This is a genomic window from Promicromonospora umidemergens, from assembly GCF_024171995.1.
GTDB lineage: Bacteria > Actinomycetota > Actinomycetes > Actinomycetales > Cellulomonadaceae > Promicromonospora > Promicromonospora umidemergens.
Map to the genome: position 1 here is coordinate 87,123 of NZ_JAMTCT010000020.1, position 14,276 is coordinate 101,398.

A 14,276-nucleotide genomic window follows, 5' to 3' on the forward strand; every position below is an offset into this window, starting at 1 on the left:
CACAGGTCGCAGATCGCCCGCCCCGCAGCTGCCTCCGGCCGGTCCAGGATCGTGACGAGCACGAGCGCCCCCACGATCACCCGCCGTCCGGAAGCAGGACACATGCCACGAACGCCCAGAGGCCAGCGAGCACCGGTCATCAACCTGGCCTCGCGCCGTCGGGAACGCGACCAGCGCCAGGCCGCCACTGCCGCCACTGCCGCCACCATTCGGGAAGACGCACCCGGCTGGCTGCTGCGCTCCCCCGCGTACCGGGTAGTGGACAACCTCGCGCCCTGGGCCGGCCTCGCCGACGGCGGCAGCTTCGCCGCGCTGCTGGGTGATCCGATCGACGCGCACCTGATCCGCACGACGTTCCCGCCGCATGCCCTGGCGCGCAGCTTCTGCGGTGGGCCGACACTCGAACAGGTCGCGCACGCCATCACCCGAGAACCACGGAAGATCAAGGCACGCGTGTGGGTCGGCGGCTACGGGACACCGGACGAGGGCATCAGCGTCGTCGCGGTCTACGTGCGGTTCGAGAGCGGCCCCGCCGACGCCGACGCTCGCGCCGGGCAGCATCCGGCGCTCTGGGCCTGGGTGACCACCCGGCTCGGGCACGACGGTGCCGCACCGTGCTGGCCGGAGCCCGACGAGATCGCGGCGGACCGCATGGACGTCCGCGAGCCAGGAAGCTGGTGGCGCCTGCGGTGGGGCCCTTCACGTGCTGCCAGGTCATCCACCGCTCTCAGCGATTTCCGATGACGGGTGTCAGACCGCGCGAGTACGTTGAACCGGTGACCCAGCCATATCTCCGGTTCCCCCACATCCACGGCGACCAGGTTGCGTTCGTGGCCGACGACGACGTCTGGCTCGCCCCGGTATCCGGCGGCCGCGCGTGGCGCCTGACCAACGATCACGCTCCAGCCACCACGCCCCGCTTCTCCCCCGACGGCACGCGTCTCGCCTACGTGTCGCACAAGGACGGCCATCCCGAGGCCTACGTGGTCGAGCTGGCCGACGGCGCGACGCGGCGTCTCACCTGGTTCGGCGGCACCACGACCATGGTGCTCGGCTGGGCGGACGCCGACCGTGTCCTCGTCTCGTCCAACAGCGGTGCGCACGAGCGGTCGCTGACCGTGGTGCGCACGGTAGGTCTCGACGGCGCCGTCGAGACGCCGCGCTACGGAACCTCCTGGGGCGTGGCCGAGCACCAGGGACCTGAAGGTGCCCGCACGACGGCTCTCGTCTCGGCGGGCTACCGCACCCCCGCGTACTGGAAGCGGTACCGCGGTGGCACGGCCTCGGTGCTCTGGCTCGACCGTGGCACGGGCGACTGGCAGCGCCCCCTGCCCGACGACGAGGCCGGGATCTACGACCCGCTCTGGATCGGCGACGCGCTGGTGTTCACGTCCGACCGCGGGGCGACCTTCCCTGACCACGCCGACGAGCAGGCGAACCTGTGGGTGCTCGACGGCCTCGCGACCGCATCCCAGGCCCCCGAGCCCCGGCAGCTCACCACCCAGTCCGAGGCCGATGGCTACGTCCGCGACGCGACCTCCGACGGCTCGCGCATCGTCTGGCACAGCCGCGGCGACCTCTGGCTGCTCGACAGCCTTGGCGGCACCCCGCGCCGCATCGACGTCGCGCTCACGGGCGCGCTGCCCCAGCCGTACTCGGCCGACCCCGACTCGACCCCGGCCGGTATCGACGGCCTGGCCGTCGACAGGACCGGCGACGCGAGCGTCGTCGGCTGGCTCGGCACCGCGTACTGGGTGACCCACCGCGCGGGGCCGGCCCGGGCGCTCGTCGCCGACCCGTCGGTCCGCGTGCGCGAGCCCGTCCTGCTCGGCGACACGGGACGTGCCGTCGTCGTGACGGACGCACCGCGCGACACTCCGCAGGGCGAGAGCAGGGAGGACGCGCTCGAGATCCACGCTCTGCCCGGCGCCACCGACGACAGCGGCACCGCGGACACCGAGCCGCAGCGCCTCGCGGGTGGCGAGCTGGGCCGCGTGCTGCACCTCGCCGCGAGCCCGGCGGGCGATGCGGTGGCGGCCATCTCGCACGACGGCCGGATCAGCCTGGTCGCCCTACCTGCCGACGGGGCCGCGACCGACACCGGCACCGGCGAGAGCACGAACAACACCGCCGGCGCAGTCGCACCGGGCACCGTCACCCTGCTGGGCCGGTCCGGGAACGGAGAGGCGGAGTCGCCGACGTTCTCCCCGGACGGGCGGTACCTGGCCTGGTCGAGCCCCACGGGCAGCGAGGGTGGACACCACCAGATCCTCGTGGCGGACCTGCAGGCCGAGAAGCCGACGGCGACCGCGCTGACGTCCGGCCGGTTCCACGACTTCTCACCGGCGTTCAGCGATGACGGCAAGTACCTCGTGTTCCTGTCGGACCGCACGTTCGACCCGTCCTACGACTCCCACGAGTTCGCCCTGTCGTTCAGCGCCGCCACCCGGCCGTGGCTCATCCCGCTGTCCGCGACCGAGCCGGCGCCGTTCGGCCCGAGCGCCGACGGCTGGCGCCTGGGCAAGCCGGACGACAAGCCGGACGACAAGGCGCACGGCAAGGACGACAGCAAGGCCGGCGACGACGCGAGCGGCACGGCCGAGAGCGAGACGAGCGCCGAGGCAGGCGACAAGCAGCAGAAGCGCGACGACGCTTCGCCCGACATCGACTTCGACGGCGCCGAGGAGCGTGTGGTGCCGTTCCCGGTCACGTCAGGCCGGTACCGGCGCCTGCTCACCGCCAAGGGCGGTGTGCTCTGGGTGCACGAGACCGACGACGCAGGCGTGCTCGGCTCACGGCACGCCGGCACTGCGACCGACCCCGCATCCAACGTGCTGCAGTTCTGGTCGTTCGAAGCACGCAAGGCCACGGACATCGCTGACAAGGTGCACACCTATGCGGTGTCGGGCGATCGCGAGCGCGTGGTGATCCGGTACGGCTTCGGCCTCGGCACCCAGTCGGCGACGAGCAAGCCGGGCGACGACGACCCCAGCGCGTTCGACATCGACCTGTCCCGCATCCGCTACGAGGTGGACCCACGCGTCCAGTGGCACCAGATGTTCGACGAGAACGCCCGCATCATGCGCGACCACTACTGGCGCGCGGACATGAACGGAGTCGACTGGGACGGCGTGGTGGCGCGCTGGCGTCCGCTGGTCGACCGGGTGGCCACCCACGACGATCTCGAGGACGTGCTCTGGGAGACGGTCGCCGAGCTCAACACGTCGCACGCGTACGTCCGCGGGCCGGACGCACCGGGCGACACGTCCCGCAGGCTCGGCCTGCTCGGCGCCGACCTCGCCCGAACCGCCGACGGCTGGCGGATCGAGCGGGTGCTGCCGAGCGAGTCGTCAGACCCCGGAGCCCGGTCGCCGCTGCGCGCAGCGGGAGTCGATGCGCGGCCCGGCGACCTGATCGTCGCGGTGGACGGGCGGCCGGTGCACCCGGTGGCCGGTCCGGCGGCAAGCCTGGTCGGCGCCGCCGAGATACCCGTCGAGCTCACGCTGCGGCGCCCCGCTGGCACGACGGAGGACGGTGGGCCGGGCAGCACGGACCGCCGCGTCGTCGTCGTGCCGCTCGCGAGCGAGTCCGACCTGCGCTATCAGGACTGGGTGCGGTCGCGCCGGGAGTACGTCGCCGAGAAGTCGGGCGGCCGGCTGGGCTACGTGCACGTCCCGGACATGATGAGCACCGGGTGGGCGCAGCTGCACCGCGACCTGCGGCTCGCCACCGACTGCGAGGGCATCCTCGTGGACGTGCGGTTCAACGGCGGCGGGCACACGTCGCAGCTCGTGATCGCGCGCCTCGCCGCACGCGTCGTCGGCTGGGGGCTGAACCGGCACTACGACCGGCCAAGCACCTACCCGGAACGCGCCCCGCGTGGGCCGGTGGTGCTGGTCACCAACGAGTACGCCGGGTCAGACGGCGACATCGTGAACGCGGCAGCACAGGCGCTCGGCGTCGGCCCCGTGGTCGGGGTGCGGACGTGGGGCGGCGTGGTCGGTATCGACGGCCGCTTCAGCCTCGTGGACGGCACCGGGATCACCCAGCCGCGGTACGCGTTCTGGCTCGACGGCACGGGCTTCGACGTGGAGAACCACGGCGTCGACCCCGACATCGAGGTGCGGCACACGCCGGCGGACTACTTCTCCGACGTCGACCCACAGCTCGAGGCCGGCATGGCCGAGGCGTTCCGGCGGCTCGCAGAGCGGCCCGCGGCAGTGCCGCCGGCGCTCCCGGAGCCGAGGGTGCGCCGTCGGCAGTAGCCGCACCGGGGGTCCCGTCAGCCCCGCGTGGCCTGCACGAAGGTGAGCGGTCCGAAGCGGTGCTCCACACGCTCCACCTCGCGGGCGTCGGTGAACCCGGCGTCCGCGAGGAGGTGCACCAGGCTGCCGTCCGGGTTGGGGGCGGTGTGCGGGTCGCCGACCGCGGCGGACCGGTCATGGCCCGCATGACCTTGTCCGGGGAGGCCATGACCACGCTGGCCACGCGCGCCGTGCCCACGCGCGCCGTGCCCACCAGCGCCATGCCCACCCGCGGCATGACCACCCGCGCCATGCCCACGCTTGCCGTGCCCGTCCGAGTCCGCGAAGTCCACGATCGTCACCTGGCCGCCCGGACGGAGCACACGGAAGGCCTCGTGCCCGAAGCGGATCCGGTCCTCCTCGGGCATGTGGTGCAGCGCGAGTGCGGACACGACGTGGTCGACCGACTCGTCGCCGACCGGGAGCCTGTCGGCAAAGCCCTGGACGAGCGTGAGCGGGACCCTGCGCCGGGATGCCTTGCGGGCAGCGGTCCGCAGCGCACTGCCGTCGGGGTCGAGGCCGGTAGTGATCGCGGCCGGCTGCGCACGCAGCACGGCGAGCGACAGGTTCGCGGTGCCGCAGCCGACGTCGAGCACCGACTCGCCGGGGGCGACCGCCGCGAGCGCCGCCACCCGGTCGTGCAGGGCGCGCACTCCGGCGAGGAGCGAGTACAGGTCGTAGATCGGGAGGAGCCAGGATCTGTTCATCCCCGGCAGGAACTCACGGTCACGTTCCTCGGGGGTGCGCTGGTCGAGGATCTGCACGGTCGTGTCCATCCGTCCGCCTTCCGTCCGGTGATGCGGGGTGGTCTCGCGGCCCGCTGCGCAGGTCTCGCTACCTACCAGCATCAGACATCCTGTGGTTCGATGGCAGGATGTAATTCGGTGACGATGGCACGATCCTCGGCTCTCCCGGCAGCAGCGGACCAGCGGGCTACGCGCCCCTGCCCGGCCGGCGGGTAGCGTCGAGGGCGTGCGGCGAGGCAGGCCATGACGACGGAACGACCCCCGGACGACGCCCCGGCCGGGCCGCGGGCGCAGGCGCGCCTGCGCACCGTCCGCCCGGACGGCACCCCCGTCTACGGGCATCCGACCCGCCTGGGCATGCCACCGGTGCTGGTCACCCGGATCGACTCCGATGTCGAGCACTCGCACCTGGACCACCGGCACGTGCACGACTTCCTCGTGCTCGTCTACGTGGAGCAGGGAGGCGGCACGGTCGTGCTGAACGGTCAGGACACGCCGCTGCGGGACGGCGACGTGCTGGCCGTCCCGCCCGGGCAGGCGATCGACTCGGCGACGCTCGCCGGCTTCCACCACTGCCGGGCCTGGAGCGTGGCCTTCACGCCCGACGCCGTCCCGTCGCTCGCCTCGGTGTCTCCCCTCGCCTGGGGGCACCACCCGCTCCTGGCGCTGTTCGCGCTGGCGACGCTGCCTGCCGGGGCGAGCACCAAGGTCCCCGACGCCGAGCGCCCGCGCTGGTCGGCGTGGCTGACGGAGCTCTCCGACGAGCTGTCGGAGCCCGGCCGGCTGGGCGCACGCGATGCGGTCTCGGCCTTGCTGACGCGGATCCTCATCGGGGCGGCGCGGCTGGCGCCGTCGGCCCCCGCACCGCCCGACCCGCTGGTGACGCGCGTCTTCGACGAGATCGAGGCGACGTTCCGCGAACCGGTGTCAGCGGTCGACGTCGCCAGGGCGCTGGGCTACACGGCCGGCTATCTGACCACGGTGGTCCGCGAGCGCACGGGCCGCACGCTGCTCGAATGGATCACCGAGCGCCGGATGACGGAGGTGCGGCGGATGCTCCGCGACACCGATCTGCCGCTCGGCGTCGTGGCCGCCAGGACCGGCCTGCGCGACGCGACCTACCTGGTCCGGCGGTTCAAGGACCGGTACGGTGTCACACCCGACCGCTGGCGCCGGAGCGAGCGGGTGTGAGTTCACCTCGTACATCAGTTAGTTTTGGGGCGCGCATCGGCAATGTCGATGTGTGTCACTCATCGACAGGAGCCCCCACCATGTCTCGCAACCGCGCCCTCCTCACGGCCGCCGCAGCCTCGGCTGCCCTCCTGGCCCTGACCGGCTGCGGCAGCTCCGGTGAGCCCGGAGGCGCCGGCGAGGAGCTCGGCCTGGTGTCCGGCGACACGCTGACCGTCGCCACGGAGGGCACCTACCGGCCGTTCAGCTACCACGACGGGTCGGGCGAGCTGGTGGGCTACGACGTCGAGGTCGCCGAGGCCGTCGCCGAGAACCTGGGCGTCGAGATCGAGTTCCAGGAGACGCAGTGGGACGCGATCTTCGCCGGTCTGGACGCCGGGCGCTTCGACACGATCGCGAACCAGGTGACGCTCACCCCTGAGCGTGAGGCGGACTATGTCTTCTCGACGCCGTACACGGTGTCGACCGGCGTGCTCGTCGTGGCCGCGGACAACAACGAGATCAAGAGCTTCCCCGACCTCGACGGCAAGACCACTGCCCAGTCGCTCACGAGCAACTGGAACGAGCTGGCCACGGAGAGCGGCGCAACGGTCGAGGCCGTCGAGGGCTGGGCACAGGCCGTCGCCCTCCTGGAGCAGGGCCGCGTCGACGCGACGATCAACGACAGCCTGACCTACCTCGACTACGCGAACACCGAGGACGCCTCGGCCATCAAGGTCGCCGCGGAGACCGAGGAGGAGTCGCAGTCGGCGTTCGTCGTGACACCGGAGCGCGAGGCCCTCACCGAGGCCATCGACGGCGCCCTGGAGGACCTGCGTACGGACGGTACCCTCGCCGAGCTGGGTGAGAAGTACTTCGGCGAGGACGTCTCGGAGTGAGCCCGCGCATGACACTTCTCCGCTGATCGCGGGGAGAGGGATACATGGACTGGCAGCTCGTCGCCGACTCGTTCTGGCCGCTCCTGAAGGGCGGCCTCATCGGCACCATCCCGCTCGCGCTCGTGTCGTTCGCGATCGGGCTGGTGCTCGCGCTCGTCGTGGCGCTGCTGCGGTTGTCCCCGAACCCGGTGCTGTCGTGGGTCGGCCGCGCGTACATCTCGCTGATCCGCGGCACGCCGCTGCTGGTGCAGCTCTTCATCATCTTCTACGGCCTGCCGGAGCTCGGGATCCGGCTCGAGCCGTGGCCGAGCGCGATCATCGCGTTCTCCATGAACGTCGGTGGCTACGCGGCCGAGGTGATCCGCGCGGCGATCCTGTCCGTGCCCAAGGGGCAGTGGGAGGCGGGCTGGACGGTCGGCATGTCGCCGATCCGGACGCTCGGCCGGATCATCCTGCCGCAGGCCGCACGGGTGTCGGTGCCGCCGCTGTCGAACACGTTCATCTCGCTGGTCAAGGACACGTCGCTGGCCACGGTCATCCTGGTGACCGAGATGTTCCGCAAGGCGCAGGAGATCGCCGCGTTCTCCAACGAGTTCATGGTGATCTACACCGAGGCGGCCCTGATCTACTGGCTGTTCTGCACGGTGCTCGCCACCGGCCAGAACGTGATCGAGAAGAGGCTGGACCGGTATGTCGCGCACTGAGGACTTCGGGTCCGACATCCTGCTGACCGCCCGCGGCATCGAGAAGTCGTTCGGCAGCAACCATGTGCTGCGTGGCGTGGACGTGCAGGTCCGGCGCGGTGAGGTGGTCGCGCTGATCGGCGCGTCCGGCAGCGGCAAGACGACGGTGCTCCGCTCGCTCAACGGGCTGGAGACGCCCGACGCCGGGCTGGTCGAGCTCGACGGCGGCCCAGCGGTCGACTTCGGCGCCCAGGCCGCCGCCAGAGCCGGCGGCTGGGCCGCCCGGCGCGCCGGAGCACGCCGGGCGAAGGTGGAACGTGCGGCCCTGCGCGATCGGTCGGCGATGGTGTTCCAGCACCACAACCTGTTCCCGCACCGCACGGTGCTGGAGAACGTGATCGAGGGCCCCTGCCAGGTCCAGCGGATCCCGCGCGCGACGGCGATCGGGCGCGCCGAGGAGCTCCTGGCCCGCGTCGGCCTCTCCGACAAGCGCGACGCCTACCCGCACGAGCTGTCCGGCGGCCAGCAGCAGCGCGTCGGCATCGTGCGCGCCCTCGCGCTCGAGCCGGACCTCCTGCTGTTCGACGAGCCGACGTCGGCCCTCGACCCCGAGCTCGTCGGCGAGGTGCTGACCGTGATGAAGGAGCTCGCGGACGAGGGCTGGACCATGGTCGTGGTGACGCACGAGCTGCAGTTCGCGCGCCAGGTCGCGGACGAGGTGCTGTTCCTCGACGGCGGTGTCGTGGTCGAGCGCGGCGCTCCCGCGCAGATCTTCTCTAACCCGGCGGAGGACCGCACCCGCCGCTTCCTCGACCGCATCCTCCACCCCCTGGACTAGGCCGAGTCCGGGAGCCCGCTCACTTTCGAGGCCTAGGCTTCTCCGCTTTGAGCCGTCTCAAAGCGGAGAAGCTTAGGCTTCGAAAGGGTGGAGAAGCCGGAGGCGCTACTCCCCCGGGTAGGTCAGGCCGATCTGGGCGCGGATCTCGTCCAGCGTGGCCATGATCGCGACCGTCTCCGCGCGCGAGAGCAGCGGGCTGTCCAGCTCGCCGGCCGCGACCATGCGCTCCGCCTCGGCGGCCTGGAAATGCATGCCGCGGCCCGTCACCTCGGTCGTGAAGGTCTCGGTCTCGGTGCCGGCGGCGTCGTACACGTGGACCGTCGCCGGGTTATACCAGACCGCGTCGATCTCGATGCGGCCCTCGGTGCCAAGGATCGATGCCCGGTTGGGGCCCTTCGTGTCCGACGCCGAGACCGTGGTGGCGACGCGGGCACCGTCGTACCCGAAGATGGTCGCGATGGTCGCGTCCGCACCCGTCTCCTTGAACGTCGCGTGCGACTGCACCGTGAGCGGCTCGCCGAACACGTCCCAGGCGAACGAGACCGGGTAGATGCCCAGGTCGAGCAGGGCGCCGCCGCCGAGGGCCAGGTCGTTGATGCGGTGGGCGGGGTCGTCGGGCAGGTCCTGGGTGTGGTCCACCATCAGGGTCCGCACCTCGCCGAGCGCACCCGAGGCGATGATCTCGCGCACGCGCGCCATGTGCGGCAGGAATCTGGTCCACATGGCCTCCAGCGCCACGAGGCCCTTCTGCTCGGCCAGCTCCGCGATCTCGCGTGCCTCGGCGGCGTTGAGCGTGAACGGCTTCTCGACCAGCACGTGCTTGCCGGCCTCCAGCACCAGCTTCGCGGCCGCGAGGTGCATCGGGTGCGGCGTGGCCACGTAGACGATGTCGACCTCGGGGTCGTCCACGAGGTTCTCGTACGAGCCGTGCGCCGTCCGGATGCCGAAGCGCTGCGAGAACTCCTGCGCCTTCTCCAGCGATCGTGACCCCACCGCCTGCACGGTGAAGCCGTTGTCGTTCAGGTCTGATGTGAAGGCCGAGGCGATCCCGCCGGCCCCCAGGATTCCCCATCGCAGGTGTGTCATGCGCCCGAGCGTAGTACCAGCCCGAACGGGTCAGGCGCCCAGGTCACCGAGGTGACCTGAGCGCCTGACCCGTCGCTGGTGCGAGGAACCGCTCAGTTGACCTGGATGGTCATCTGGCCCCTGCGCGTGTCCTGCGACAGCACCTTGATGGTGGTGCCGGTGCCGCCGACCTTCACGGAGTGGCCGGGGTTGGCCGGGTCGTAGTAGCGCTCCGGGTCGCTGTCGTCGAAGGTCCGGACGGGCCGCTGCTTGTGCTCGAACAGCCGCGTCATCTCGGTCTCCGACACCTCACGGTGCAGCGAGATCTTGTCGGTCTTCTGGAGGCCGAACGTCGAGTCGAACGCCTGGATCCGGTTGCGGGCGATCGAACCGTCCGACCAGGTCAGCGCCTCGGGACGTGCGTCGACCGGCAGGGCCTGGCCGCGGCCCGCGTGCTGCGACGTGTTGTTGTCGCCGTAGAGGCTGTTCACGTACCAGACCAGCAGGCCGTCCTGGTAGGGGAAGTGCTCCACCCGGTTGCTGTTGCTGAAGGCCCAGCCGAAGTTGTACGGGCCGGACTTCAGCGTCGCGTCGTACCCGCCGTACACGCGGTTCTCCGCCACGTAGTAGTGCTGCTTCACCTTCTCGTAGGAACCCTCGGCGCCCACGACCACGAAGCCGTCGGTGGCCCACTCGGTGATGTCGGCGACCGGGGCGTCACCGACGGTGACGGCGTCGACGCTGATCCCCAGCTCGTTCACTCCACCATCGGACTGGTAACGGAACCGCAGCTGTGCGTCCCGACCCGCGTACTCCGAGAGGTCGGCGGTGAGGTCGACCCAGGCGCCGCCGGACGAGCCGTCGATACCGCCACCCGGGTTGGTGTCGCTCGCCGCGGAGGAGAGGTTGGTCTCGAGCGCCGTCCACGACGAACCGCCGTCGGTCGAGACCTCGGCGTACGCGTAGTCGTAGCCGACCTCGATCTGGTAGTTCGCCTTCGCCGCGAGCGACGCACCGGCCGGGACCACGAACGACGGCGATGTGACTGTGTTGTTCAAGCCGTTGGCCGAGTCCGAGTACACGTACTCGCCGTCGAACGGGTCGACGACCGGGACTGTCTCCGTACCGTCCGGCAGGTTCACGATTGCGGCCTGTGTGCGCGTGGTGGCGTGGAACGAGGGGCCAAGGTCCACCTTCTCGGTAGCACCGGGCTCCACCGTCTCGTAGTCGAGCCAGCCGAGGAAGAGCTTCTCGGTGGCGCCCATGTGGTTCGGCGTGGTGCCGATGGTGCCGTCACCGTGGCCGAGCCACGAGCCAGAGCTCATGAGGTTCCAGAAACCGGTGCCGTTCTCGCCACCGTTGGTGTCGTAGTAGTCCGGCAGACCGAGGTCGTGCCCGAACTCGTGCGCGAAGACGCCGAGGCCACCGTTCTCCGGCTCCGTCGTGTAGTCACGGATCCAGAGGTCGGAGTCACCGATCTCGATGCCACCGAGCTTCGGGAAATCGGCCGGGCCGTCAGACCCGAGACCGCCCTGGTTGACCGACCAGCGGTGCGACCAGATGGCCCACGGCGGCGCACCGGCCTCCTCGCCCTCGCCGGCGTGGATCGCCTGGAAGTGGTCGATGTAGCCGTCGGCCTCGGACGTGATGCCGTCGCCGTCCATGTCGTAGCGGTCCCAGACGTCGAACGACTTCAGGTACGCGTCGATCTCCTCGGCGCTCTTGCCCGCCGCGACCTGCTGCTCGTACCAGGCGTTCGCGGCGTCCTGGATGTACGCCGTCATACCGGCGCCGGTCTCCGCACCGTCGAGAACGCCGTCACCGTCACCGTCGCCATCGCCGTAATAGGCTTCCCGGTGCGGCACGGAGACCCAGTCGGACACGTCGCCCTGCAGGTCGAACCGGCCCGACGACATCTCGTCGTACACACCGGCGAACGACTCCCCGTTCTGGTCCTCCAGGCCGGTGAAGAACATCTCCTTGTAGTGCTCGCGCGAGAAGTCGGGCTCCCAGTAGGTAGAGCTGTCGTCCTCGGCCGGCTCAGGGATCTCGTTGTGCAGCGGGCCGGCAGGGGCGTCGGTGTTGGCACCACCGTCGCCGTCGCCGAACTCGACGAGGATGCTGAACAGCTGCGCCGTCTCCTCGACGCCGTACTGCACGTACTCACGCGGGGAGATCTCCACGACCTTCGAGGCGCGGGACCCCTTGCCGCGGGTCTCGACCTTGGCCTCTCCGGTCGCGACCATGTCGACAGCGGTCTGCCGCTTCGCGATCTGCTTCTCGGCGAGGGCGTCGGGACGGTTGTCCTCCTTGGCCGGCGCCGCCTGTGGCGGTGCTTCCTCGGCATGGGGTGCTGCCGAGGCGGTGATCGGCACTACGGCGGTGGAGAGCAGCAGAGCGGCTCCCGCGCCGACGGCACAGATACGTCGGTTCATCTTTCCTCCGTGAAGAGTGCGACGTCCGGGACGAGGAGGTGATTCGGGTCACCGGACCTACCGGGACACCAATGTCCCTGGAGGAGGAAAGCAGGGAAATATTACGACAATGTTGCCTACGACACATATCAAGGTCATGACGTATAGCGGACACGGCGCGATAGAATCGATTCGAGGCCACGTACGTTCGTCGTACCCGCCGGCCGTTCGTCGTCCGGGTGACAGCCTGCCGACCCGCCGGAGAACAGCATGAACGTGAGCACGAGCACCACCGCAGCGAGCTTCGCCGCGCCACCGGTGGACCAGCGCCGCGCGATCGTCGCGCTCCTCGCCCTTTCCGTGAGCGCGTTCACCTTTGTCACCGCGGAGAACCTGCCGGGCGGTCTGCTCACCCTCATCGCCCCCGACCTGGACCGCACCACGTCCGAGATCGGTCTGCTGGTCACCGCCTACGCCGCCGTCGTCGTCCTCACGTCGTGGCCGCTCTCGCGCCTCACGCGCCGGTTCCCGCGGCGCTACGTGCTGGCTGCGACCACCGCGGTGTGCGCCGTCGGAACGCTCTGGTCGGCGGTCGCCGTCGGCTACGCGGACCTGATGGCCGCACGCATGGTCACGGCGCTGGGGCAGGCGCTGTTCTGGTCGGTCGTCACTCCGGCCGCCGCCAGCCTGTTCGCCCCCGCCGTCCGGGGCAAGATGATCGCGCGGCTCGCCATCGGCAACTCGCTCGCGCCGCTGCTCGGCGTGCCGCTCGGCACCTGGGTGGGGCAGCAGTCGAGCTGGCGCACCGCCTTCCTGGCGTTCTCCGTGGTGAGCCTCCTCGCGTGCATCACGATGGCGATCGCCATGCCGAACGTCGACGCCGAGCTGAGCGGCACGGCCGTCGGCACGCATCCAAGCATGCGCCACTTCCTGGTGCTCATGGCCGTCACGGTCCTGCTCGTGACCGGCGGCTTCATGATGATCACGTTCGTCACCCAGTTCCTGCTGGAGACGGCGGGCTTCCCCGACCGGTATCTCAGCGCCCTGCTGCTTGGCCAGGGCGCCGCCGGCCTGACGGGCACCCTGCTGATCGGCCAGGTGCTCGACAAGCGGCCGTGGCAGACGGTGCTCGTGGCGCTCGGCCTGCTGACCGGCGCGCTGCTCCTGCTCTGGGGGCTCGGGCACATCCCGGCCCTCGCGCTGGTCGGGCTGGCCCTGTTCGGGCTCGCGTTCAGCGCGATCCCACCCGCCCTGTCGTTCCTGTCCATGCAGGTAGCCCCCGGCGCCACCGAGTCGGCGACCGCGATATCGAGCTCGGTGTTCAACGTCGGGATCGGCGGCGGGTCGGCGCTCGGGGCACTGGTGGTGGCCACGGTCGGCGTCGGCCTTGTGCCCCTGGTCGGGGCAGCGTTCGTGCTGGCCGCGCTGGCAGTGCTCGCGATCGACCTGCGGGCGACGGCGCGGGGCGCTACTTCAGCGCGTCCTTGAGCGTGCCCTTGACGGGCTCCTCGGAGCTGACGATGCACTGCAGGGTGCGGTCGTCCAGCATCTCCCAGGTGTCCTTCGTCGGGTAGAAGCCGGTGTAGCCGTACACCGACTCGTCGTAGGAGATGCCGACGAACTTCTCGAACTCGGCGTAGCACCAGTCGTCGAACGTCTTGGCCATGCCCTTCTCGCCCGGGAACCTGTCGCCCTCCATGACCAGCTCGGCATAGACCTCGCCGGTGTGCGGCTCGGCGCAGGGCACCACCGGAACGGACTCGACCTCGTACTCCTCGCCCGCCGCGTGGTCGTCGTAGCCGGCGAGGGCTCCCAGGTCGATGCAGTCGCCCTTCAGGATCTCGAAGGCGTCCGCCTCGGCCGAGGCGGTGATCTCGCCGCCCGGCTCGTCACGCGGGGGCTCGCCGCCCGACAGGATCTCGTCAAGAGCCGCGCCGCAGCCGGTGAGCATCGTCAGCGAGACGGTCATCGCTGCGGCGGTCGCGAGCAGCCGGGCGTTGCGGAGGGAACGGAAAGTGCGGTTCATCGACTCTTCCTCAGAGATCTGCGCGACGACGGACGCCGACGTCACGGCCAGGACGGCCGCCCCGAAAACTACCGTCACAACGGCCCTCGCCAGGCTCTGACGTGCAACTATTCGGTCACGACCCACCCGGC

General features: G+C 70.7%; 11 protein-coding genes. 7 read left to right on the forward strand and 4 right to left on the reverse strand.

The window, feature by feature from the left end:
- Positions 1-102 precede the first annotated feature (102 nt).
- Together APR04_RS24080 and APR04_RS24085 are read left to right on the forward strand one after the other, a co-directional pair.
- A complete protein-coding gene (locus APR04_RS24080; protein WP_253875266.1) occupies positions 103-744 on the forward strand; it encodes a hypothetical protein in 642 nt (213 codons plus the stop codon).
- Positions 745-776: 32 nt separating this feature from the next.
- The gene (locus APR04_RS24085; protein ID WP_253875268.1) at positions 777-4,265 is read left to right on the forward strand and encodes a S41 family peptidase; all 3,489 of its coding nucleotides are present in this window, start codon (positions 777-779) and stop codon (positions 4,263-4,265) included.
- Between the two features lie 17 nt (positions 4,266-4,282).
- Here the strand turns inward: APR04_RS24085 and APR04_RS24090 are convergent, their stop codons facing one another.
- Entirely contained in the window at positions 4,283-5,080 is a 798-nt protein-coding gene (locus tag APR04_RS24090; protein ID WP_301312927.1) for a class I SAM-dependent methyltransferase, read from the reverse strand.
- A 213-nt stretch (positions 5,081-5,293) separates the two neighbouring features.
- Here APR04_RS24090 and APR04_RS24095 point away from each other — a divergent pair, with 213 nt between their 5' ends.
- From APR04_RS24095 to APR04_RS24110, 4 genes are all read left to right on the forward strand, one after another.
- Positions 5,294-6,241: an AraC family transcriptional regulator gene (locus APR04_RS24095; RefSeq protein WP_253875270.1), complete on the forward strand. Its 948-nt coding sequence runs from the start codon at positions 5,294-5,296 to the stop codon at positions 6,239-6,241.
- Between the two features lie 80 nt (positions 6,242-6,321).
- Positions 6,322-7,119, forward strand: a complete 798-nt coding sequence (locus tag APR04_RS24100) for an amino acid ABC transporter substrate-binding protein (protein WP_253875271.1) — start codon at positions 6,322-6,324, stop codon at positions 7,117-7,119.
- A gap of 44 nt (positions 7,120-7,163) precedes the next feature.
- Positions 7,164-7,823, forward strand: coding sequence for an amino acid ABC transporter permease (locus APR04_RS24105; RefSeq protein ID WP_253875273.1), 660 nt, complete (start codon positions 7,164-7,166; stop codon positions 7,821-7,823).
- Positions 7,810-8,640 carry an amino acid ABC transporter ATP-binding protein gene (locus tag APR04_RS24110; RefSeq protein WP_253875275.1) on the forward strand — a complete coding sequence of 277 codons (831 nt, stop codon included), beginning with the start codon at positions 7,810-7,812 and terminating at the stop codon, positions 8,638-8,640. Before APR04_RS24105 ends, APR04_RS24110 begins: the two co-directional genes overlap by 14 nt.
- Before the next feature lie 105 nt (positions 8,641-8,745).
- On the opposite strand, the gene APR04_RS24115 is transcribed toward APR04_RS24110, so the two are convergent.
- Both APR04_RS24115 and APR04_RS24120 read right to left on the reverse strand, forming a co-directional pair.
- On the reverse strand, positions 8,746-9,726 hold the full coding sequence (locus APR04_RS24115) for a Gfo/Idh/MocA family protein (RefSeq protein WP_253875277.1): 981 nt from the start codon (positions 9,724-9,726) through the stop codon (positions 8,746-8,748).
- Positions 9,727-9,818: 92 nt separating this feature from the next.
- On the reverse strand, positions 9,819-12,140 hold the full coding sequence (locus tag APR04_RS24120; protein ID WP_253875279.1) for an immune inhibitor A domain-containing protein: 2,322 nt from the start codon (positions 12,138-12,140) through the stop codon (positions 9,819-9,821).
- A 249-nt stretch (positions 12,141-12,389) separates the two neighbouring features.
- Here APR04_RS24120 and APR04_RS24125 point away from each other — a divergent pair, with 249 nt between their 5' ends.
- On the forward strand, positions 12,390-13,607 hold the full coding sequence (locus tag APR04_RS24125) for an MFS transporter (RefSeq protein WP_253875281.1): 1,218 nt from the start codon (positions 12,390-12,392) through the stop codon (positions 13,605-13,607).
- On the opposite strand, the gene APR04_RS24130 is transcribed toward APR04_RS24125, so the two are convergent.
- Positions 13,588-14,145, reverse strand: coding sequence for a septum formation family protein (locus tag APR04_RS24130; protein ID WP_253875283.1), 558 nt, complete (start codon positions 14,143-14,145; stop codon positions 13,588-13,590). The two genes, APR04_RS24125 and APR04_RS24130, sit on opposite strands and share 20 nt — an antisense overlap.
- Positions 14,146-14,276 lie beyond the last annotated feature (131 nt).

Bases quoted from the DNA above. Each gene is read 5' to 3' on its own strand.
- APR04_RS24080 (WP_253875266.1), top strand. From the start codon at position 103: ATGCCACGAACGCCCAGAGGCCAGCGAGCACCGGTCATCAACCTGGCC.
- APR04_RS24090 (WP_301312927.1), bottom strand. From the start codon at position 5,080: ATGGACACGACCGTGCAGATCCTCGACCAGCGCACCCCCGAGGAACGT.
- APR04_RS24095 (WP_253875270.1), top strand. From the start codon at position 5,294: ATGACGACGGAACGACCCCCGGACGACGCCCCGGCCGGGCCGCGGGCG.
- APR04_RS24100 (WP_253875271.1), top strand. From the start codon at position 6,322: ATGTCTCGCAACCGCGCCCTCCTCACGGCCGCCGCAGCCTCGGCTGCC.
- APR04_RS24105 (WP_253875273.1), top strand. From the start codon at position 7,164: ATGGACTGGCAGCTCGTCGCCGACTCGTTCTGGCCGCTCCTGAAGGGC.
- APR04_RS24110 (WP_253875275.1), top strand. From the start codon at position 7,810: ATGTCGCGCACTGAGGACTTCGGGTCCGACATCCTGCTGACCGCCCGC.
- APR04_RS24115 (WP_253875277.1), bottom strand. From the start codon at position 9,726: ATGACACACCTGCGATGGGGAATCCTGGGGGCCGGCGGGATCGCCTCG.
- APR04_RS24120 (WP_253875279.1), bottom strand. From the start codon at position 12,140: ATGAACCGACGTATCTGTGCCGTCGGCGCGGGAGCCGCTCTGCTGCTC.
- APR04_RS24125 (WP_253875281.1), top strand. From the start codon at position 12,390: ATGAACGTGAGCACGAGCACCACCGCAGCGAGCTTCGCCGCGCCACCG.
- APR04_RS24130 (WP_253875283.1), bottom strand. From the start codon at position 14,145: ATGAACCGCACTTTCCGTTCCCTCCGCAACGCCCGGCTGCTCGCGACC.